The following is a 19,013-nucleotide window of genomic DNA, read 5'->3' as shown; positions in this document are numbered from 1 at the left end:
ATCGAAGAACTCTGGAAGGCCCTTCGCGGGCCCGCAGAAGCCCGATGAGCCGACCGATGCAGTCACTGGCCACGCGCCCCCGGGGCAGGCCAAGGACCCTCGACGTCGAGCGGCGCATCCTGCTCGCCGCCCAGGCGTGCTTTGCAAGCCGGGGCGTCGACGGCATCGCAATGGACGAACTGGCGAGGAAGATCGGCATTTCAAAAACGACGATCTACCGCAGCTTCCGCACCAAGGAGGATCTGTTCAAGGCTGCGCTCGACCACGTGCTCGCGCAACTCCCGCGCGCATCGGAACTGACGTCGGGCGTCACGGGCTCGATCGAAGAGCGACTGCTCGTCGTCGCAAAGCGCACGAGCCGACTGCTTTCAAGCGCGAACTACGATTTGATTCGGCGCGCACTGGCGTCCGATCTCTCGACTCCGCTGCGGGAGCACATTCGGGGGAGGGCGGTCATGCCCTATCTCGTGGCCATCGACGACTTTCTCCGTCACGAGACGGACCTTGGCGTTCTGGCCTTGGAAGACGTCAGCTCCGCAACGTCATTTTTCTTCGCACTCATCGTGGGTCCCGAGGCGCTCCGGTCGCGATGCAGCGGCCTGGCCTTTGGCCCAATCGATGATGCGCACCTGCGCGGCGCCGTGCAGGTGTTCATCAAAGGCCACGCCCGCTGACGGAACGTGCGCCATCATTTTCATAGCCCAACACAACAGGATATTTCGTATGTACTTGAACACCCGTGCTTTGATTCTTGCCGCAACTCTGGCCGTGACGTCCCCGCTCATGGCGGGCAATCTCCCCAATCCCACCCTCGACGAAGCCAAGGTCCTGGCGCAAGCCCAGGAAATGCAGAACCAAACCCAACCGGAAAAGCGAAAGTTCGTTAAAAACGAACTGGCGCTCACTCCGGAGCAGGCCGAGCAGTTCTGGCCGATCTACGACGAACACCAGCTCGCCCTGCGTGAACTCAATCGCCGGCGTATCGAGAACATCCTATCGTATGCGCGTGCCTTCAATCAGGGCAGCTTGAACGACAAGACCGCCAACGCGCTCGCGCGTGAGGTCTTCGACATTGAAAAGGACGAGGTCGCGCTGCTGAAGCACACGTATCGGTATGCAAGCGAGGCGACGTCGCCGGTGCAGGCGGCGCTCTACGTGCAGATCGAGGCCAAGCTGCGCGCGAGGCTGCGCTTCGAGGAAACGGACATGCTGCCCTTGGTCAAATGATCTTACGCGCCGGCTCCCGCCGTTAGTTCCGCGCACAATCCTTCGGCACGCATCGCGCGTGCGAACAGCCAGCCTTGCGCATAACGTACGCCGTTGTCCCGAAGGAAATCGGCCTGATGGGCGTGCTCCACGCCCTCGGCCACCAGGTCGAGCGAGAGCGTCCTGCCCATGTCGATGATGAGCACGGCGACTTGCGCGGTGACGGCCCCGGTGCCGATGGTGTCGACGAACGCCTTGTCGATCTTGATTGCGTCGACCTCGAAGTTCTGCAAGTACGCGAGGTTGGCGTAGCCGGTGCCGAAGTCGTCGATCGCCACGCGCATGCCGAGCGAACGGATTTGTTTCAGCACGCGCGTGGCGGCTTCCTTTTCCATGACCCCGCGCTCGGTTGCCTCGACGGTCAGGTTGCTCGGCTTCAGGCCGGAGGCCAGCAGAGTCCTGAGGTGATCGACGGTCGACGGATCGATGAGGTCGTCTTGCGAAAGGTTGACGCTGAAGCGAAAGGCCGGCCGTATCGCAACAATCGCGGGCGCGTCGATGGCGAGGAGTTCAAGCACGCGGCAGGACACAAGCGAAATCAAACCGGCGTCCTCCGCGACGGGGATGAACACATCGGGCCGCACCATGCTGCCGTCCGGTCGTTTCCAGCGGATCAGGGCTTCCGCGCCAACCCAGCGTCCCGTCGCGAGTTCGACGATGGGTTGGTAGGTCAGGTAGAACTCGCCGTGCCGCAGCGCCGAACGGATCACGGCAGGCAGAGCGCGCTGCTCACGTGCGCGCCAGAGCACGGCGAAGCATGAGAATGCCCCGACTAGCAGTGCCGGCGGCAACAAATTGGCGAACAGGGCATCGGCCCGCTGTCGGATGAATCCTGTCGGGACTGCGACGTAGGTGACGAGGTCGAAACGCGACGAGCGTTGAAGCGACACGACGCTCGCACCGTCGACGAATGACATTGAGTTCGCCCGGCCGAGGCGACGGAGCCACCGTGGCGCGAACGCGCCGCGTCCGGCAATTGGCAAGCCGGTGCCGGTGGCGACACCGACGATGATGTTGTGCATGTCGGGGTAAAGCTCGGTGATCAGTTCCGGCGCGAGCACCACCGCTGTGCCCTTGCGCACGCCAACCACGCGCGTGCTTCCCGGCGCGAGCGGCAAGTGCAATGCGGTTCGCAGTTCCAGGCCGAGGGCGTTGATGTAACGCGGCGGTCCGAGGGAAATGGGTGGGTCATGCACGCCAAGGGAAGAACACAGCAGGCGATCGCCTTCCACGTAGCCCACGGCCAGCAACTGGCTCGACCCCAGGTCGATCTGCCGCATCACTTCCAGATTGGCGGGCGAACATGGCTGCGAGCCGCGCACTGCCAGCAGGTGGTCGGCGGCGGCCTCGGCTTGCGACGCCACGGATTCCGAGCGGCGCAGCACGGACAGCGCCATGAGGTGCGTCTGCTCGAACTCGGCGTCACGGCTCCATTGACGCGCGGCATACCAACTGCCAGCCAAAGGGGCGAGCAGGACCACGGCGGCCAACAGGACGTAGGGCCAGTGCTTGCCCATGCGCGGCAGCATACGCCACGCCCTTGGTGAGCTACCTCAGCGGCTTCACGGCCCCGGTGTAATCGCCACGCCGCCAGCTTCCGGCGGATCCGCCAATGCCGACGCCGATTCGAGTCGAAGCTTGTGCTTGATGCTTTCCCGATGCGTTTCGACGGTCTTCACGCTCAAGCCCAGTTCGATCGCGATGTGCTGCGTGCCTTGCCCGCGGCCGATGCGATCGAACACGTGATACTCGCGATCGGACAAGCCCAGCCTGGACAGCGCGATCGAATCTATCAGCGGAAAACTGCCGCACGGACCTTGCCAAAGGCGGGGGGCACTGCATGCGCCAACCATCCGCAAAGCCGAGTGGATCTGCGCCAAGGGCGACTGCTCCCGCACGAAGCCGCAAACACGGTCATCCGCACAGCTTGATTCCGTGGCGGGGTGGTGCCGTGCCGAGATGAGCAGGACTCGTGGTCCGGATGCGGAGAAGTCGATTTCATTCCTCCTGGCCAACGCATGGACATCGGAGGTCATCTCGTGGTCGAGCAAGAGCACGTCCGGCTTGTAGCGCATAACCGAATCGATGACCCCGGCCGGATCGTGCGCGCCTGCAACGAGGACGAGTTGGGGGACTTCGGCGAGCAGCGACAGCACGCCAGCCTCCAGCAGCCTGCTTCGAGCCCCAAGCATCAACGTCGCCGGCGAAGCATCGTGCGTGCAGCGAGGGGGCGAATCGAGCAAAATCGAAAAACACTCATGTTGCGGACTGCATGACCAACGCTGATGGTATGCCCGATTTTCGCAAACGCAGCCCGACTGCCATCGGGGAACCCCGATACCGAGCAAGCTGAAGATCATGTCAGATGAGTGACATCGCGGTTTCACCGCCCGTCGATGTCATTGCACTGACGGGCGCGCAGCAATGTATCGGGGGATGCGTGCTCGACCTGCAGTTGTTCAGCGTCCACCGAGCGGGACGACGGGTGGTGCGGCGCGCGTCGCTCTGGACAGTCCTGGCGTGCTCTTCATTGTGGGACCCAGCGGTGCAGGAAAGGGACTTCCCGGGGATCGGCTCCCTGAGACGGGCAGGGAATGGCTACGAGTGGGTGCCCGCGGCACCGTCTCCCTGATGCAGGGACGCGTCAAGAGTTCCCTTCGGGGCGGCCAGTCCGAAGTCAGAGCCGGACATTCCGACTAACGCGCGCTCGGGGACCAAAGCCTTCCAAAGAATCGCGCCGAACATGCTTACCAAGAAGCGACAATTTGGACTCAAGTGACCATCTAGCCCCAGCATCCGCTGCAGTTCATTGAGTCTCAGAGGCTTTTCTTCCTAAAGAGGCAAATGGTCACAATCGCCATGTAAAGCGCTGTTCCCCAATGCATATAAATTGGAGGCGCAAAGCCAAGGCGATTCAGAATAACGAGCCCGTCACCAATCGGGATCATCGTCGCGGCCGCGTACATCACCGCGAGTGAGCGCCGGTCGCCGCGGTAGAAGAACGGCAGCATTACAAGGCCTGAGAAAATGTCGCGAATTCCCTTTGTCCACAAGAATGGAAAAGCGGCAGGATCGGTGATCGGAATGCCAAAGGCAGCCGAGGCTCCAACCGGGTTTAGTAGAAAATTGATGCCGAGTGGAATGATTGCGACTGGCGTCAAGAGAGCAAACCAGAACAACAGCGAATTTCTTTTCAAGGTGGAACTATCTGGGGTTGATCCAGTATTCACTTCCTGCTTCCTCATACGTTGGTTGGTTGGATGGCGTACGGATTGCCGTTTCGACCCCGCGATATCGGACGCATCAAGCTCTTGATCTCGTCGGCGATTGAGATGACTTAGGCTCCAGTGAGCTGAAGGGCGGCGTCTGCCAGGATCATTCCCATAAAGGCGACCGCCGGTACAACGTGTGAGAAATGCTCGCGCCCTCTCAGCAGCGTCACGAGTGCGGCAAGTATCACCAGCGCTAGTCCACCAAGTGCAATGAACTGCGTGGATGGGAATAGCAGGAAAGCCGCACCTGCAAACTCCAGACCCGCAGTCAAGAAGCGCCAACCCATGGGGTAGCCCCAGCGTTGAAAGCTCGCTTCCGCGTTGCCAACGTTGAAGAAGTTGGCGAGCCCCGCGGCCGCAAATGCCAGCGCCGTCGCGCCGTTCACAATCACGGCCAATACGTGGGTAATTTCAAGGTTGTTGAGCATCGTCAACTCGCCTACAATCATACGAGACGGCATCGTACCGTATAGAGACGTATCATGCAAGACGAAAATGTACCTCCTGCATCCGCAGACTCTGACTCCAGGAAATGGCGTGCGGATGACCCTCGCAGGCTGCGTATGGCCGACAAGCGCGCCTCGATCCTGCTTGCCGCGCGTCCCGTCCTGCTACGTGATGGCTTGGGGGGAACAACACTCGACCGGGTGGCGGCCGAAGGAAAGATTTCCAAGATGACGCTCTATCGGCACTTTCCGAGCAAGGAAGCCCTCTTTGTAGGGCTGGTCACCACCATGTGTGAGCAAATGCGCGAGAGCATCGAGAACGCGCCCACAGCAGGTCCTGATCGATCCAGTGCGGGCAGGCTCATGGATGAGTTGGGCGCCTTCACCTCAGAGCTGATTAAGCCGGATGCGTTAGCCCTCTATCGCCTGATCGTTGCTGAAGGCTGGCGTTTTCCTGATCTCTCCCGCGCTTTTGAGAGGTCCGGCATGTGCATTATTCGGCGGCGGATAGCCCGACTGCTTGAAGCTGGGGGTGTACCTGCCAATCAGTTGGGCCAAGTTGCCGCTGAGGTCGTCGCATTGGCGCTGGGCGACGCGTATCAACGCGCGATTCTTGGCATCGTAGATGAGGGGGACGACGAGGTATTTGCGCAGCAAATCGAAGCCGCCGTCACTCACGCGCTTACAAAGCACTGACCTGACCTGGAAATCCCGGATCGCTCCAAAGGCCCTTTCGCTGCATCAGGCTCGGCGTTGAGTGACGACGAGCAAGGGGCTCGTCGTCACTCAGTGGTGATCGTGATTGGGGCATCAGGCCGGAGTGAGGCCCTCTGCCTTGAGAGCCGCGACCACGCTCGGACGGGAACCGATTCGTGCCATGTATTCTTGGATCGTCTTCCAGGGCGACAGACCCAGGCCGACGAAATTGCTCCAATTGAGGATCGTGAAGAGATAGCCGTCTGCGACAGTGAACCTGTCGCCAACCAGATAGGTCTTCCCCTCCAATTGCGCGGCCAGCCAATCGAGCCGCTTAGCCACCACAGCCATCAGTGATTCCTTCAATTCCGGGGTTAATGCCGGATTGAACATAGGGCTCAAGTTCCTCTGCAGCTCACAGGAAATGAACCCGAGCCATTCCAGGAGTTTGTAATGTCCTGGAGTTCCAGCCGCCGGAACAAGCTGGGACTTGGGGAACAGATCGGCGATGTACTGCACGATCATGGTTCCCTCGGTCAGCACTTCGCCGCCGTCGAGTTGAAGGGCTGGCACGTACCCCTTCGGATTGACGCCGAGAAAATCAGAATCGGCTTCCGTCTTCTTGGTTTGCAGATCGACTTTTTCAAGAGTGAATTTGGCGCCCGCCTCCCGCAGGGCGATATGAGGCGACAGGGAGCAGGCGGCGGGGGCGTAGAAGAGCTTCATGTTCTGGCTTCCTTGTGAGTGGGTGCGGGCTTGCTGAGCCACTTTGGCTGGAAGCCGATTGCTCTACTAGACAGATTTGCCGGACTTCATTCATCCACAAATGGATGTAATCTGGTGGTCTCGTCTCTCCACGAAGCCAACCCCGATGTTGGATATCAGTCAGATCGCACTGTTCGTGCACGTCGTCCGAGGTGGGAGTTTTGCGGAAGTCAGTCGCGGCTTTGACATTCCGCCCAACACCATCAGCAGGCGCATCGCCTCATTGGAAGACGCTCTCGGAACACGGCTATTTCAACGCTCTACTCGCAAGCTCACGCTCACCACAGCAGGTCGAGCCTTCTACGAGGAAGTGGCTGATCCCATCGAAACACTTGAGCATGCCGGCCAAGCCGTTCTCGGGGAGGAAAATGCAATCTCGGGGCTTATCAGGATTGCAGCCCCCGTAGACTTCTTCGATCTGTTCCCAATTACTTGGATTCGCGAGTTTATGAGGGCGAATCCCAAGATACAGTTTGATTTTGTTCTGGGTGACGCTGCAGTCGACCTGATTGCTCAGGGGGTCGATATCGCTTTCAGGGCAGGCGTACTACCCGATTCGAGCTACGTGATCCGTAAAATCAGCGATGCATGCGCTGTTCTTGTTGCCAGCCCCGAACTTCTGAACGACGTTTCGCCAAAAGCGATCTCCGATTTGAAGGAGATGCCCTGCATCGTAGGTTCAGGCAAGCAGGTTCGATCAACCTGGCGAATGCAGGGACCCTCTGGGACGCATGAGGTGACCGTGCGCGCGTGTTTCAAGGCTGACAGTTCACTAGCGCAGTTGCGTGCCTGCGTTGCCGGGATCGGAATCGCCTTGCTTCCTTCAGGCCTCGTGCGGGGGGCCCTGAGCCGGGGCGAATTGATTCGAGTATTACCCGAGTATCGCCTTCACGCCGGCGGCTTCTATGTTGTGCTGCCAACTCGTCGTCACGTTCCCGCAGCCGTGCGTCACTTCATGCAATTCGCAATAGAGAGGTTCGAGAACGAGGATAGATTTGGTCTTGATGATAGTGAATCTGCTCGCAGGCTCAGAGGCGTTGACAAAGGGCCGAGTGTCAGGCGTCGCTCCTCGTCCGGCGCAACTCGCCGTCGTCCTAAACGGACTATGGCTTGACTGCGGCTAGTCAGGGATCTGGTTCAGTCGTCGCCCGCCAATCCTGACTCACCGCCTGGGCCTGCCGAATGTCCGCTTTCGACCCAAAGCGGACATTCGGCTAATGGCGCTTGCTCGCTTTCGATTGGGTCTTACCGGACCAGTGAGTCCACAGTTGGCGGACGCTCGCAGGGGTTCGGCTGAGCCGCCGCACGCAGTGGTCGCTTCGGATCCAAAGCAGTCATCCAGCGCCTCGTTGCGAAACCGGCTCTAGTCCGGCATGCGCTATCAAAGTGCGAGCGAATCTGGAAGACCGGGCGAGAGAAAAAGCCTTGGATGCTCTACCGTCGAATCCAATGCGCCCGACCTCGCGCCGCGAAACTGCGCTTGAATAAAAAAGGTCCGGCGTGATTCGGGCGAAATCATGCTCCCCGATGACCTGGAGGATTAAAGCCCCGAGCTCGTCTCCAAATTGCTCGGTGCTAACCGATCCAATGTACGAGAGCAAGCCATCGCGCTCGTTGCCTCCCTGTCCAATACTGGCCGGAGCAAGTAAATAGTTCCCGTCGCGGCACCGATACGCGTTCAACTCATTGCGCGTCACGGCGCGTTCGACGCATTTGACCAATCATTTCCCAATCGCCGCAGGCGGGCGGCACGAAAGTATTTCTGGCGCGTCGTCGTTAGCGGCCAGCCCTCATTCTCGGCAGCCGACAACCCTCGATCGTCCGCTTGGTCTGGACCGTGCGGCGCAGGCACCTGAGCGACGCGAATGCGAGGGGATAACGCTGCAACCAGCCCACGCAGCGTGGATAAACGCCAGGGGCGCCATTTCACAGTTGAAAAAGTGGATGACATTTCGCCTTCCCTCCTAAAACCGGTTCGCGTGAGCGCGAGCAATTCGCAGGTCGGCAGGATGTCGAAACGCGAACGGCGCGGTTGATGTGTAACACCATGAACCGACGCCTGTGATCTAGCTGTGACCCGTACTTACCGCCAAGCCGAGGCGGCGCTCGCTTCGGTCGCGCTCCAACCTGGCATATGCCATTGCAGACTCGAGGTTGTCATACACGAACTCGCCGTACCGATATCTCGAGTGGCGCTCCTCGGTTACGGCAAGGCCGCGCATTTCTGCGTCCAATAGCTGTTGCGGGCCAAGCGAAGCCAGCGAGCCTTGAGAGGAATGCGGTTTATCAACGTCACTGGTCATCATGGGGCGGCCCTCTGGTGCACCAAACAAGCTGCTCCTAAGGTGATGACCCTTGCGTGAGCTGGTGGATGACAGCGCCCTTCCCGCGGGCATTATCCCGACTATGCCACGCTGTCTGCGCCGCGCGCGAAGCGAGTGTTTGCGCGCTCCGAGAGAACGAGATGTCTAACGTAGGCATGCCGGAGGAACCATGGCTGTCCCGACAACAACAATGCAGGTCTACTCGCTCGGAACGATGCTCGTTAATCGGGAAGAGGAACAAACCCCGGAAGGCACGTGGCGCACTTTAGGGTATCGAGTTACGGGCCCAAGAGCGAAAAATGAGCAGTGGGACGAAGCCTTCCCAGGCACACTAGAGGGGCGTCACGCGGCTATCGATTTCGTCCAAAAGCAGGCTAGCCATTGGGTGCCGTAAAAGCCCGTCGCACCCTTGTCACGTCACACTCCATATTGTCATTGAGCACCGGATGGCACGGACGCCAGCACCGACGGCACTCACCGAATTGCGATCTCGCCTTTGAGCCTCCGAAGCCAGCTTCTCGCTGGCTCCCCCCGGCTTCGGCCATTTCGCAAGGTAATTGCCATGAAAAACACCAATAGCAACGAAAGCCAGTCCGTTCAGCCCGGCCAGTCTGCTCAGACCGGGTCGAAAGTCGCGCAACCGCGCAAGGACGCCAAGCCGTCCGCGACGGGAAGCGACAAAAAAATGAACTCTGAAAAGTCCGCTCCGGCCAAGAGCGACGTGGCGGGGTCTTCCCGTCGTTGATCGCGGCCAGGCACGCGGCAAAAGAAGAGACGGAGCGAGAGCTCCGTTTTTTCGTGCGGAAGAGTGCGCCCTTCGACCGGGCGCGTGCGCCAGCCTGCAAGGCACGCCGATTGGTGCGCCTCAGGGTTTGAGTCTCGGGTTCACACTGCCGGGCGTATAAACAAGTGGCACAGCGACGACTAGAAGGCCGTCGCTGATCTTGGGCCTTCGTGCAGTTCCTTTTGCGGATGCTGCCATGCACCCCGAACTGCCCACCGACAACGACCGTCTCTCTAATGCAATCAACGAGAGCAGGCGCCTAATCGAGCAAACGAAGCGACTCTTGAAGGAATCCTCGGAATTCCTTGTATCGCGCGATACCGACCCCGGCGACCGAAAAATCGGTTCGTTATGTAGATAGTCGCCTAGCTCCGGCGACGTACCTGCAAGTCTGGGCTAGCCAGGCGAGGAGTGTCCGCTTCTGGCCGAAAGCGGACTTCCGGTGGCTTCGCCAAGCAACGCAAATCATGGGGCGGTCGGCGGGTGTTGCATGGCGAGTATCGGGAGTCGAACTTGCCGCGCTTCGTCGGCATGGACGAAGGCAAACTGCTGTCGCTCAATGTCGCGGGCGACACGTTCGCATAGTGGGGGAGGTAGTTCGTCGGACACGACTAGGCCGAGTATCGCGGCCGCTGGTCGATAGACCTCGGTGGCTTCACGAGGGGCGAACATGCAATCGGCGGACAACAGATATCTGCCGTAACAAGCAAATACGTTGAGCTTCATGGTTGCGGTCCTACGCCAGTTCCTAAGGGGCGCAAATGCAGGCGGATGCCTAGCGCGCGGGAAAATAAGAACGCGGCCCTTAAAGCTCCGTGAAGAAACCAATCCCCCGTCGGGGGATTTCGCAAACGCCGCAGCGTCCGCGCTAAATCAAGATTTGGCGAGGGGCCGCTTTTGGCCGATAGCCGACATTTTTATTTGACGGGGCTCCGCGCCCGCGCTTCACCCAAGTGACGTAGACCAACGCTGCTCGTCAGTCGACGTCTGGCCGCAATCCATCACCCGGTGCGTTGGCAGCACTTGCATTGAGCGACGTGATCGACGCCACCGCTCTGCATTCCTGGCTCGTCCATGGAGGTGCCCCCATGACTGTCGCTCCCGCGCGCTCCGCGCTACTTCCACTGTGCGCCGCATTGTTGCTCTTGCCCGCAGATGCCATGCCCGCGAAAAAGAACCCGGCATACACGGTGCCCCCCGGTACCCCGGTCTGTACCGTTGAGCCTTCACAACCGGTGGTCTGCGCGTGGTCCGTCGACAACTTGATCCCAGGGCCCGACAAGTACTCGGTCGAAGCCATCGCCACGTACGACCCCGACTGCAACGGCAGCCCGGACCTGGCGCAAACCTTCAAATTCTCCATTGCACCGCGCAGCCCAGTCACCGACATCGCGCCTGCAGCGCTGGATGTCGCGGTGTGTACGTCGGGCGATACGCCATGCAGCGTGCCCGCGACCTATCACGCGAATACCGTGCAGATCCGGGTCAAGGCCCTCAGTGCGGAAAAGGGCGTGTCGCAAGGCTCTCCCTTCAGCGCCCTCTCCGCGCCGGTGAACATTCCCGGCGTCTGTCTGTGCCCCAGTGTCTGCGTATCCATGGGCAACCACGTGCTGGCGGCGACGCCGAGCTTCGTCGATCACTTCGCCTGCGGCCTCCAGCAAGGAAGGCCCTCGATCGATTGGCACTTCGAGAGCAACTCTCCGCTGCCCCCGGACTCCGTCACCACCGGCTACCTCGGCGGCTACGGTGTTGGGGAAGTCGTGAACTTCTGCACCGAAGAAGGGCCCGTCGTCCAGCGCAGCCTCGTCCCCCTGACCCAGGCTGAGATCAACGCCTGCATGGCGCAGTTTGCTCCGCAGTTCGCGCAGCACTTCAACTTTGCCTGCGACCCAAACGATCCCAACAAGCCAGCGTTGATCAACTTCACGCCACCCTGAGCTATCAGTGCCGAGGGAGACCTGCGCGCACCGCAGGGTGCGCGTCGCGCAAAGCGACACGCACTCCCCAAAGGCGGGTTCCGCTTCTGAGTGACCGCTTTCGACCCAAAGCGGACATTCGCTCCAGCCGTGCGGAGTGGCCCAGTAGAGTTATCGCGGAGCCGCTGAGCGGCCTAGCCCGAGTCAGGCCTGAACACTTCAGCCGAGACACTGCAGTCGAGCAATCTCATGCTTTTCACGCAGCGCGACGTGCTCATCGATCTCGGCGCGTGGCCGTGGCTTCCCGCTCAGATGCGCGAGGATCCATTGGTCTTGATGCCAGTGGTACCGCTTGGACTCTTCGCGCGATAAACCGACAAAAACTTCGTAGCCGCGATCATCGATCCCAAGCGCACGCATCTCTTCAAGGTACGCGCGTGCCATTTCGCTCAGAGCAAGGCGCTTGCTGGTCACGCGGGCGACTCAGATTCCGGCGACCTTGCCTTTGCATACGCCACCTCAAGTGCCTCGCGCAGCGATTCAAAGACAGATGAGGTCCATGACGCTGGGTCGAACACGATGTAGCCCACGACGGCGCCGTCATTCTCAGTGTTGAGCACCTCGAAGACCTGGTAGTCGCCAATGCCGAAAATGATCTGGCCCAAATCGATCATGATCCCCTCCGGGTGGCGATCATGCCTCGACGGCCCTACCAGTTCCAGATGCCCCCCTGCCCCGTCCGGGGATAGTTAAGGGGACCACCGCTCGGGGCTTCCGCCAACGGCGGCGATGGGGTCTCCGTTCGGCCCGGGCTCGCGACGTGAAGCTCCGGCTCGTCAACTTCACGCTCGCCTCATAAGCACTCCCAGAGTGCGCAAGAAGATCGCATCGGTGCGAAATTCAGGGGACGCGATGATCCTTGCGCATCTGATCGGCAACCCACTTCAGCATGCCCCGACGACCGAGTTCGGTCGGCACGGTCGTGCTCCGGAGCACGTCCATGTCGCCCGCAAGGTCCTCACGTTCCCCCGCGCCCAGGTTGCCCAGCACTCGGAGAAAGTCGTTCCATTCATGTTCCGCGTGGGTCATTGCACGTCCAGCGCTGGAAGTAGTCCCGAGTCTACTCATGGCGTGTGCAGGCAATGGCATGGCCGTCAGCAGGATCGCGCGAGAGCCCCGGAGGTGAGCGACCGCTTTTGGCCGAAAGCGACACTCCCAGCAGCGCAGACCGCGACACATCGGCTTGCCCGCATGCGCGACGCTGACCGATTCAGGTTGACGAGGTGCAGCGTCCGGGGACGGGCGATAAGGTCGGCGCATGAAGCTCACCGTCTACCGCGCAAACGTCGGATTCGTGGTCTCGCCCGATTCCATGCAAGCCCCATTGGCCGTGCAGCAGGCGCACGCCCCAATGTGCGCGTGCGGGGAATTCAACGTCCCCAACGACGGGACGGCGCGGCTGCTGCGACGGATCGCGCGCGATGGATATGCGCTCGTCGGCGAAGACGACCCGACGGCCTACGTGGTGCTCGACCGCTTGTGCACCGAGCGGTACCCCGAAGCCGATCGCTCCATTCCGGCACTGCTCCCCGACGCCGACCGCTGACGGGCGGGCGCAGAGGATGGAAGCGGACATCCGGTCAACGCAAATCACGCGGTGGTCGGCGGGCGTTGCATGGCGAGCATTGGAAGTGGAACGTGCTTCGCTTCAGCGGACACCCCGCCAACATGGCAGCCAAATCTGACTCATTCATGCGCTCGGAGATTTGATCATCGCCCGCTCATGTAGTGGGCACCAACATAGCCTCGTGAACGAGCTTGTTACAGCTTTTGTCGATGTGCATTTCGTGGGCGGCCCACTCCATGGAAAGCATGCCCGACTTGAAAGTCCTCCGTTCAAGATGACGGTCGAGCCCAATCCTGGCCAGCGAATCGAATACTGCCGACGCACGGTGGAGACGATTTGGGAAGGCAGGCCTCCAATCGCAACCTACGCGCCTACAGGGATAAGCGACACGGAGTTCTCCAAGCTGGTGATGGATGCAGCCAGACCGCAACGTTCATGCGCTTGGCAACACAGACGAGCTCGCAGACTTGCACTTCGTGGGAGTCAGTAGTTGTGAGCGAGCTTCCAGAAGGACGGAAGTCTTGAGCTGGTGGACGCGTGTTGGGTGAATGTCCGCTTATGGCCGATAGCTGCCACTGGGTCACCGGGCGACCGCTAACGACCCAAACAAGTCACCCGAACCAAGTCAATTACTCGCCCCTTTTCTGCGACTTCTCCGCTTCCATGCGCTCGCGCTGCGCCTCCCATTTCGTCATGTCGGCCTGGATGCCAATTAGCGCCTGGGCATATTGCGGTTCGTTCTTGAAGTCGAACGTGCCGTCGTCGATTCGCGCGGCGATTTCGTCGCACTTCGCCGCAGTTGGCTTGTCGGGAAAAAAGTTGCGCAGCGATGCGCGCGCGTTGTCGTCGAACTCTATCTTGCGCGCGTTATAGAACTCCTTCACCGGCACGTGCGTTTCTCGTTCCGACATTACGGCCACCAGTACAAGGTACTTGTGCGCCGAGTCGAGTTGCGCGAGGTGGCGCGTACGCCAGGCCATGTACGCCTTATCCACGCCCACCCCGAAGGCCGGATCGGCGACCGAGCAATTGGAGCCAAGCGATCTGAAGACGATGTCACGGGTCAGTGCGGCGCCCACCGCTTCGTTGCGAGCCTCGGTGAACACGGGCAGGAAGTACGTCGTTTTCGGCCCCGAGGGCTCCGCGGAACGGGCTTGTGGAACAACAGTCGCCGCAACGACAAGTGCAAACAACAACGAACGCATGCAATCCCCCCCCCCAGCGCCGGCACTAGACCCCCGTCCGTTCGACGGCGCGAGCTGAAGTATGCCAGCCCGCGTGGGCGCCGCCCGGTCCGCTTCTGGCCGATAGCTGCCATCGCTCACCGGGTGACTGCTTTCGACCCAAAGCGGACAGTTCTTGTCAGACGAACCCAGTCTGCATAACCTCAAGGCGAACAGGCATACCGCCGCCTATCAAGGGTCTCCATGAGAACAATCGTTCTTCTTGCGGGGCGTCAATCTCAGGAGTTTGAACAGAATGTTTCGCGGCATGTTGCTAACCATCGTGACACTGACCCTCGTTGCCTGTGCCGGCGAGAGTCCTGGACCGCTTGAAGGCACGTGGGTAGTGTCAGAGCCGTTTCCGGTGCGCGTTACCTTTCGTTCCGGCGAGATGGAGGCGATGGGCGTAACGAAGAAGCTCTCATATCAGATTGACGGTGATCAGGTCCTAGTGATGCACAAGGAAGGCGCCACAAAGGGGATTACCTTCACGTATACGGTTGTTGACGCCAAAACCATTTGATCAGATTCGGGCACTTTTCATCAAATGCGCTGATGTCCGGCGCCGAAATGGGGCCCTCGCTCGAGAACGAGAGCCCCGCATCGCCCCCCGAAACCAGCTTCAGAACGAATATGCGCACGGATACAGCGACAACACCCCGGCGTTGTTGTTCAACTGATCGAGCCAGTTCTTTAACTGCTCCTGGTTCGCCCGCTGCGGGTGGCCACTTATCGTGTAGCCGTACAGCCCGAGCGAGGTGTTCGCCGCCGTCATGAGCTGGTTGATCGTCATGCCCGCCGGCACGTAGAGGCCGTTGCCGTTGACGAAGCCATTGAGCGTATTGAGCTTCATCGCCGCCAGTTGCACCGACAACATGTAGGCCATGTTCACCGCGTTGCCGTTGAGCAACCAGGTCTTAAGCGCCGCATAGTTGGCCGGGTCGAAGTTCGCCCCCGCACCGTTGCGCAGGTTGAGCGCCACCAGCGCCGCGAGATCGCCGGCATCCACCAGCGCCTGCCCGTTGCGGTTGCTCCAGAAGCCGAGCGTGCGCCCGTTGGACGGCTTGGTGCAGTAGTTGCCAAAGGCGATCGTCGTCGTCGCGCCGCCCACCACCGTGAGCGGGCCGCCCGGATTCTGCGGCGAGCCGTCGTGGCCGATGTAGATCGTGGTCGAGTGCACCCAGTTACCTTGCACCGGCGTGCCTTCCTGCACGAAGTAATCGTTGTCGGGCACCAGCGGATCCCACGTGGCCACGCCGTCCGCGGCGGTCAGGTGCGTGGAGTTCACGCCCTGCTTCACCGAAGTGAGCGTCATCGGCCAGTTCGGCAGGTCGATGTCGTAACCCGGATCGTATTGACCGTTCGCGTTCTTGTCGTAGAACTTGTACGCCTCCAACGCACCGTTGAACGCCTCTTCGCCCGCGACCTTGAAGTTGTCAGTCTTCGTGTTGCTGTGGATGAAGCCATCTAGTCCGCAATCGATCCCGGCCCCGCAATACGCTTCGAAATCCGCCGCGCGCGTGATCCATGCCTTGTATACGCCGCCCGGGTTGTCCGTATCGGCGAAGTCGGTGAGGTCCTTGGCCAGGCGGATGGTGATACCGCCAGCGCAGGGCGACGTGCCATTGGGATGCGTGGCGACGTTGCCGAGGTTGGCCGCGATCTTCCCGGAGGAAGCGGCAGTCACGCTGAACTTGCGGTCGAAGGTGGAATCCAGCGAGAGCAACAGGTTGCCCGGCGGATTGGTGACCATGAAGTAGTAATCACCGGGCGGCAGGCCGGGCGAAATGCAGTTCTGCGGACCGCCATTGAGATAAACGTCGAGCTTGCTTGCGTAGTGGTTGCCGTTGACGGTGCTGCCATCAGAGGTGGTGGTGAAGATCGCGCCTGAAATGTTCTGGGCGTTGACTGCGCCGGCGCATAAGGCGCTGACTAAGGTGTACGCGACCATGGCCGCGCGGCGAGTGCGATTATGCATAAGGAAGATCCTGCGCGCGGCTTCCGCCTCTGGCATCGGGTGCCGTACCGCATGGATGAAGTCGCATCCGAGTGAACGGACATTTCGTTTGCCAGCGACTCCCCCTTTGGAGTTAGTCACGCTAAACCATCCCAAGACAAGCTGAGCGGTTGCAAGTTGGACACAAATTTCACGTGCAACGCCCCACACTCCACCCGCCAGCGATGGCAGCCTTGCAAGGGCTTGGCCCCGCTTATGCGGGGCCTTTCTATGCCGCGGGAAATGAAGCGAGCTTTACGCTGATCCTGTTCCTTTGCGGCCGGTGTTTCCAATCCTCGGCGTTGGGAGCGCTGTTTCGATCTCGCATTTGGCCTTCCATCTATGAGCATCAAGATTCCCCCGTCCTGGTTCGACGCGAAGATCGATTACACCCACCCTCGTTTCCATGAGGCGCTTGCGTTCGGGCGGGCAGCGGCGAGAAACGCCAACTGGGAATGGGATCGCGCGGAGACGTCGTTGATGGAAGTCTGGTCGTCGTCTCCGCGTCAGGGGAAATGGTGGGACGTCCGCGGGGCCGTGTTCTACGCTTGGGATGAAGAGCGATTGTCCTTTTCGGCTAAAGACGAAGACGACGAATGGTCCGACGGCGTAGCAGGACTTTGAATGCGCTCTGAATCTCCAGGGGTTGGAGTCGAAGTCACTTGGCGGGTCCGCACCGCGATGGCCAATGTCCGCTTCTGGCCGAAAGCTGACTCTCGGTCCCCTTCGGCGAGCTCCGCCCCTTGAGTGACCGCTTTCGACCCAAAGCGGACATGCGGAAGGCAGCGACAGGGATCGCCTGCAACTGCTCGTCTGCCGTAACTCTTGAATGGTTGCCGCACTGGAAGAAGTGTGGAGTGACCACCTGCTCGGGTGGGGCGCGTGATGGAAACTCGCTCTAACGCGTATAGCGGCGTGTCGAACCGGCACGTTTCATCACGCCAAACGATCAGAAACGGCCCATAGTGGCGGAGCCGCGCAACTTGCGCCGGTTCTCAGTAGCTCGCCTGACCGCTTCGCCCGCTGAGGTCCCTCTGCGGTCTTGGCAGGCACAATGAAATTCAAGAACAACATCGTGCGCATTGTGAGCAATGAGCTCCATATGCTCATCGAGACGTCTCCGAAGCCGAACCTGATGGTGACTCGCAGCGGCTGGCCTCAACTTTCGCCTTTTCCGCTCCTACGCCGCCGCAGGACCGATGCCTTGCCGTGGAACGCAGGCGGGCCGCGTGACGATTGGAAGAGATGAGGAGATAGCCATGACAATTCTCGAATCGTCCGCCGCGCTCGACTTGGCCCTCGACAAGTACGTCATGAGTTTGAGGCGCGCATTTCCTACCGAACATTGGTTTGCGGTAAAGCACTATGCAGAACGAGCATGGTTCGCGGCTGACTTTGCCGAAGTTCCGTGGAGGCAAGTCGAATCTCGCATCAAAACGACGTGGGACGAGACTGAGGCTGCAGCACTGCATGGTCCGGGCAGTCGCGACTGCGATCTGCGCCCGAAGAAGAACCATCGATTCGTCAGCGTGTCCGGCACACATCAGCCTGGTTCAGTTGCCGAGCACGCACTGTGCGATGCCGCCGCCGTTGACCAATACGAGGAATGGTAAGTCGGGCGACTTGCCTTACAAGATGACATTTAGGGCGAGGCGCCGCGCATTACCGACAAACGATAGAGATGGGGCCATCCGTACCCCGCGGGGCTGGGGCCATGAGGCAACCTGGCTGCGATGAGCGCCTCCCCGACGCTAAGCTCCGGACGGCGGACAAGATGCACGTCTATCGGAGCGGGGACGGTGTTTATCTCCTCGTTCCTTGCGTCCTCGGCGAACATCTCAGCCCTGCCTATGAGGATGACGCTGCGTATCTCGGGATTATTTCCTGCCCCCGTCTTGGATCATCGATTTGTGCGGAAATTGAACGGCAACTTGAGGCGCATGGCGTAGCTCGCCTTTCGCGCCAGCAGTTCTTTGACGAAGGCATTATCCGCGTCACTTAAGTGCTTTGGCCTTAAAATTTGTGCGCCTCAGACGAATACTCTTCCCGAGTTCATCGGCACACCATGGAAGGGCCGAGTCCGTCTGGGGGCGCTAGGTCTTATAGGGCGAGCCGAGAAATATGCTGTCCCATTTGCATTGGCAGCCGCGGCAATTTCAAGCACAACCGGAAACACCCAGCGAACGCGGCAACGACGTCCGCTTTTGGCCGATAGCGGACATCGGCTGCCTTCGACAGAGACGTCAGCGAATCTCGAGCGAGACGATCTGGTTCGCCCGCAGCTCAAACGTATACGCCAACTCGACCGGGCTCCCGGGGAAGTTGCCGGTGAGACGCGCTATCAGAAGCACCGTATTGCCGTTCTGCGAGGCCGCCAATGGCTCGACCCGATACTGATACTTTTGCTTCGCTTCTCGCTTCCAAGCGATGATGGCGTCCAGACCTCGAATCGTGCGCCCTTCGTCGCGGACCTCGGCATCAGCGGCAAAACACACAGAGAACAGGCGTTCGTCGTTGCCTGCATCAGCCTGCAGATAGAGTTCGATGGGAGTCGGCAGTGTGATCTTCATTCGGACTCCCACCGAGCAGGGTCAGTCGATGCGTTGGATGCTCTGCTTAGGTGGGCAAGCGAGATGTGAATGACCGCTTCTGGCCGAAAGCGGACTCTCGATCCGCTTCGGCGGGCAGCGCGAACATT

General features: G+C 60.4%; 22 protein-coding genes. 10 read left to right on the top strand and 12 right to left on the bottom strand.

The window, feature by feature from the left end; genetic code table 11:
- The first annotated feature begins 56 nt into the window (after positions 1-56).
- Positions 57-674, top strand: a complete 618-nt coding sequence (locus LVB87_RS14505; protein WP_232898665.1) for a TetR/AcrR family transcriptional regulator — start codon at positions 57-59, stop codon at positions 672-674.
- A gap of 49 nt (positions 675-723) precedes the next feature.
- Positions 724-1,227, top strand: coding sequence for a hypothetical protein (locus LVB87_RS14500; RefSeq protein WP_232898664.1), 504 nt, complete (start codon positions 724-726; stop codon positions 1,225-1,227).
- 2 nt (positions 1,228-1,229) lie between these two features.
- Here the strand turns inward: LVB87_RS14500 and LVB87_RS14495 are convergent, their stop codons facing one another.
- The 4 genes from LVB87_RS14495 to LVB87_RS14480 form a co-directional block, all read right to left on the bottom strand.
- Entirely contained in the window at positions 1,230-2,783 is a 1,554-nt protein-coding gene (locus LVB87_RS14495; RefSeq protein WP_232898663.1) for an EAL domain-containing protein, read from the bottom strand.
- A 45-nt stretch (positions 2,784-2,828) separates the two neighbouring features.
- Positions 2,829-3,422: a LuxR C-terminal-related transcriptional regulator gene (locus LVB87_RS14490; protein WP_232898662.1), complete on the bottom strand. Its 594-nt coding sequence runs from the start codon at positions 3,420-3,422 to the stop codon at positions 2,829-2,831.
- Positions 3,423-4,082: 660 nt separating this feature from the next.
- On the bottom strand, positions 4,083-4,511 hold the full coding sequence (locus LVB87_RS14485; protein WP_232898661.1) for a DUF4267 domain-containing protein: 429 nt from the start codon (positions 4,509-4,511) through the stop codon (positions 4,083-4,085).
- Positions 4,512-4,603: 92 nt separating this feature from the next.
- On the bottom strand, positions 4,604-4,966 hold the full coding sequence (locus LVB87_RS14480) for a DoxX family protein (protein WP_232898660.1): 363 nt from the start codon (positions 4,964-4,966) through the stop codon (positions 4,604-4,606).
- Between the two features lie 135 nt (positions 4,967-5,101).
- Here LVB87_RS14480 and LVB87_RS14475 point away from each other — a divergent pair, with 135 nt between their 5' ends.
- Positions 5,102-5,680, top strand: coding sequence for a TetR/AcrR family transcriptional regulator (locus LVB87_RS14475; RefSeq protein WP_232898659.1), 579 nt, complete (start codon positions 5,102-5,104; stop codon positions 5,678-5,680).
- A 114-nt stretch (positions 5,681-5,794) separates the two neighbouring features.
- Here LVB87_RS14475 and gstA read toward each other — a convergent pair whose 3' ends face one another.
- Positions 5,795-6,406, bottom strand: a complete 612-nt coding sequence (gene gstA / locus LVB87_RS14470) for a glutathione transferase GstA (RefSeq protein ID WP_232898658.1) — start codon at positions 6,404-6,406, stop codon at positions 5,795-5,797.
- A gap of 145 nt (positions 6,407-6,551) precedes the next feature.
- Between gstA and LVB87_RS14465 the strand changes: the two genes are divergently transcribed.
- The gene (locus LVB87_RS14465) at positions 6,552-7,559 is read left to right on the top strand and encodes a LysR family transcriptional regulator (protein ID WP_232898657.1); all 1,008 of its coding nucleotides are present in this window, start codon (positions 6,552-6,554) and stop codon (positions 7,557-7,559) included.
- 1,772 nt (positions 7,560-9,331) lie between these two features.
- Positions 9,332-9,514 carry a hypothetical protein gene (locus LVB87_RS14460; protein ID WP_232898656.1) on the top strand — a complete coding sequence of 61 codons (183 nt, stop codon included), beginning with the start codon at positions 9,332-9,334 and terminating at the stop codon, positions 9,512-9,514.
- A 504-nt stretch (positions 9,515-10,018) separates the two neighbouring features.
- Here LVB87_RS14460 and LVB87_RS14455 read toward each other — a convergent pair.
- A complete protein-coding gene (locus LVB87_RS14455; RefSeq protein WP_232898655.1) occupies positions 10,019-10,279 on the bottom strand; it encodes a hypothetical protein in 261 nt (86 codons plus the stop codon).
- Between the two features lie 362 nt (positions 10,280-10,641).
- On the opposite strand from LVB87_RS14455, the gene LVB87_RS14450 reads away from it, so the two are divergent.
- Positions 10,642-11,490 (top strand): hypothetical protein, encoded by an 849-nt coding sequence (locus LVB87_RS14450; protein ID WP_232898654.1) that lies wholly within the window; start codon positions 10,642-10,644, stop codon positions 11,488-11,490.
- A gap of 198 nt (positions 11,491-11,688) precedes the next feature.
- Here the strand turns inward: LVB87_RS14450 and LVB87_RS14445 are convergent, their stop codons facing one another.
- From LVB87_RS14445 to LVB87_RS14435, 3 genes are all read right to left on the bottom strand, one after another.
- Entirely contained in the window at positions 11,689-11,943 is a 255-nt protein-coding gene (locus LVB87_RS14445; RefSeq protein WP_232898653.1) for a hypothetical protein, read from the bottom strand.
- Positions 11,940-12,143: a hypothetical protein gene (locus LVB87_RS14440; RefSeq protein ID WP_232898652.1), complete on the bottom strand. Its 204-nt coding sequence runs from the start codon at positions 12,141-12,143 to the stop codon at positions 11,940-11,942. The genes LVB87_RS14445 and LVB87_RS14440 overlap by 4 nt, the downstream gene beginning before the upstream one ends.
- 226 nt (positions 12,144-12,369) lie before the next feature.
- The gene (locus LVB87_RS14435) at positions 12,370-12,558 is read right to left on the bottom strand and encodes a hypothetical protein (protein ID WP_232898651.1); all 189 of its coding nucleotides are present in this window, start codon (positions 12,556-12,558) and stop codon (positions 12,370-12,372) included.
- Between the two features lie 229 nt (positions 12,559-12,787).
- On the opposite strand from LVB87_RS14435, the gene LVB87_RS14430 reads away from it, so the two are divergent.
- On the top strand, positions 12,788-13,075 hold the full coding sequence (locus tag LVB87_RS14430) for a hypothetical protein (RefSeq protein ID WP_232898650.1): 288 nt from the start codon (positions 12,788-12,790) through the stop codon (positions 13,073-13,075).
- A gap of 650 nt (positions 13,076-13,725) precedes the next feature.
- Here LVB87_RS14430 and LVB87_RS14425 read toward each other — a convergent pair.
- Entirely contained in the window at positions 13,726-14,301 is a 576-nt protein-coding gene (locus LVB87_RS14425; protein WP_232898649.1) for a hypothetical protein, read from the bottom strand.
- Between the two features lie 274 nt (positions 14,302-14,575).
- Here LVB87_RS14425 and LVB87_RS14420 point away from each other — a divergent pair, with 274 nt between their 5' ends.
- The gene (locus tag LVB87_RS14420; RefSeq protein ID WP_232898648.1) at positions 14,576-14,842 is read left to right on the top strand and encodes a hypothetical protein; all 267 of its coding nucleotides are present in this window, start codon (positions 14,576-14,578) and stop codon (positions 14,840-14,842) included.
- A 99-nt stretch (positions 14,843-14,941) separates the two neighbouring features.
- Here the strand turns inward: LVB87_RS14420 and LVB87_RS14415 are convergent, their stop codons facing one another.
- The gene (locus LVB87_RS14415) at positions 14,942-16,297 is read right to left on the bottom strand and encodes a hypothetical protein (protein ID WP_232898647.1); all 1,356 of its coding nucleotides are present in this window, start codon (positions 16,295-16,297) and stop codon (positions 14,942-14,944) included.
- A gap of 360 nt (positions 16,298-16,657) precedes the next feature.
- On the opposite strand from LVB87_RS14415, the gene LVB87_RS14410 reads away from it, so the two are divergent.
- Positions 16,658-16,939: a hypothetical protein gene (locus tag LVB87_RS14410; RefSeq protein ID WP_232898646.1), complete on the top strand. Its 282-nt coding sequence runs from the start codon at positions 16,658-16,660 to the stop codon at positions 16,937-16,939.
- Between the two features lie 635 nt (positions 16,940-17,574).
- Positions 17,575-17,928: a hypothetical protein gene (locus LVB87_RS14405; protein WP_232898645.1), complete on the top strand. Its 354-nt coding sequence runs from the start codon at positions 17,575-17,577 to the stop codon at positions 17,926-17,928.
- A 630-nt stretch (positions 17,929-18,558) separates the two neighbouring features.
- Here LVB87_RS14405 and LVB87_RS14400 read toward each other — a convergent pair.
- Entirely contained in the window at positions 18,559-18,885 is a 327-nt protein-coding gene (locus tag LVB87_RS14400; RefSeq protein WP_232898644.1) for a nuclear transport factor 2 family protein, read from the bottom strand.
- Positions 18,886-19,013: the final 128 nt, after the last annotated feature.

Source organism: Lysobacter sp. KIS68-7, assembly GCF_021284745.1.
Taxonomy (GTDB): Bacteria; Pseudomonadota; Gammaproteobacteria; order Xanthomonadales; family Xanthomonadaceae; genus Noviluteimonas.
Note: the sequence above shows the minus strand (reverse complement) of the source record. Positions and strands in the feature narration are given on the sequence as shown.

Excerpts from the sequence above, each read along its gene's own strand:
- LVB87_RS14505 (WP_232898665.1), top strand. The coding sequence starts at position 57 with ATGCAGTCACTGGCCACGCGCCCCCGGGGCAGGCCAAGGACCCTCGAC.
- LVB87_RS14500 (WP_232898664.1), top strand. The coding sequence starts at position 724 with ATGTACTTGAACACCCGTGCTTTGATTCTTGCCGCAACTCTGGCCGTG.
- LVB87_RS14495 (WP_232898663.1), bottom strand. The coding sequence starts at position 2,783 with ATGGGCAAGCACTGGCCCTACGTCCTGTTGGCCGCCGTGGTCCTGCTC.
- LVB87_RS14485 (WP_232898661.1), bottom strand. The coding sequence starts at position 4,511 with ATGAGGAAGCAGGAAGTGAATACTGGATCAACCCCAGATAGTTCCACC.
- LVB87_RS14480 (WP_232898660.1), bottom strand. The coding sequence starts at position 4,966 with ATGCTCAACAACCTTGAAATTACCCACGTATTGGCCGTGATTGTGAAC.
- LVB87_RS14475 (WP_232898659.1), top strand. The coding sequence starts at position 5,102 with ATGGCCGACAAGCGCGCCTCGATCCTGCTTGCCGCGCGTCCCGTCCTG.
- gstA (WP_232898658.1), bottom strand. The coding sequence starts at position 6,406 with ATGAAGCTCTTCTACGCCCCCGCCGCCTGCTCCCTGTCGCCTCATATC.
- LVB87_RS14465 (WP_232898657.1), top strand. The coding sequence starts at position 6,552 with ATGTTGGATATCAGTCAGATCGCACTGTTCGTGCACGTCGTCCGAGGT.
- LVB87_RS14460 (WP_232898656.1), top strand. The coding sequence starts at position 9,332 with ATGAAAAACACCAATAGCAACGAAAGCCAGTCCGTTCAGCCCGGCCAG.
- LVB87_RS14455 (WP_232898655.1), bottom strand. The coding sequence starts at position 10,279 with ATGAAGCTCAACGTATTTGCTTGTTACGGCAGATATCTGTTGTCCGCC.
- LVB87_RS14450 (WP_232898654.1), top strand. The coding sequence starts at position 10,642 with ATGACTGTCGCTCCCGCGCGCTCCGCGCTACTTCCACTGTGCGCCGCA.
- LVB87_RS14440 (WP_232898652.1), bottom strand. The coding sequence starts at position 12,143 with ATGATCGATTTGGGCCAGATCATTTTCGGCATTGGCGACTACCAGGTC.
- LVB87_RS14435 (WP_232898651.1), bottom strand. The coding sequence starts at position 12,558 with ATGACCCACGCGGAACATGAATGGAACGACTTTCTCCGAGTGCTGGGC.
- LVB87_RS14430 (WP_232898650.1), top strand. The coding sequence starts at position 12,788 with ATGAAGCTCACCGTCTACCGCGCAAACGTCGGATTCGTGGTCTCGCCC.
- LVB87_RS14425 (WP_232898649.1), bottom strand. The coding sequence starts at position 14,301 with ATGCGTTCGTTGTTGTTTGCACTTGTCGTTGCGGCGACTGTTGTTCCA.
- LVB87_RS14420 (WP_232898648.1), top strand. The coding sequence starts at position 14,576 with ATGTTTCGCGGCATGTTGCTAACCATCGTGACACTGACCCTCGTTGCC.
- LVB87_RS14415 (WP_232898647.1), bottom strand. The coding sequence starts at position 16,297 with ATGCATAATCGCACTCGCCGCGCGGCCATGGTCGCGTACACCTTAGTC.
- LVB87_RS14410 (WP_232898646.1), top strand. The coding sequence starts at position 16,658 with ATGAGCATCAAGATTCCCCCGTCCTGGTTCGACGCGAAGATCGATTAC.
- LVB87_RS14405 (WP_232898645.1), top strand. The coding sequence starts at position 17,575 with ATGACAATTCTCGAATCGTCCGCCGCGCTCGACTTGGCCCTCGACAAG.
- LVB87_RS14400 (WP_232898644.1), bottom strand. The coding sequence starts at position 18,885 with ATGAAGATCACACTGCCGACTCCCATCGAACTCTATCTGCAGGCTGAT.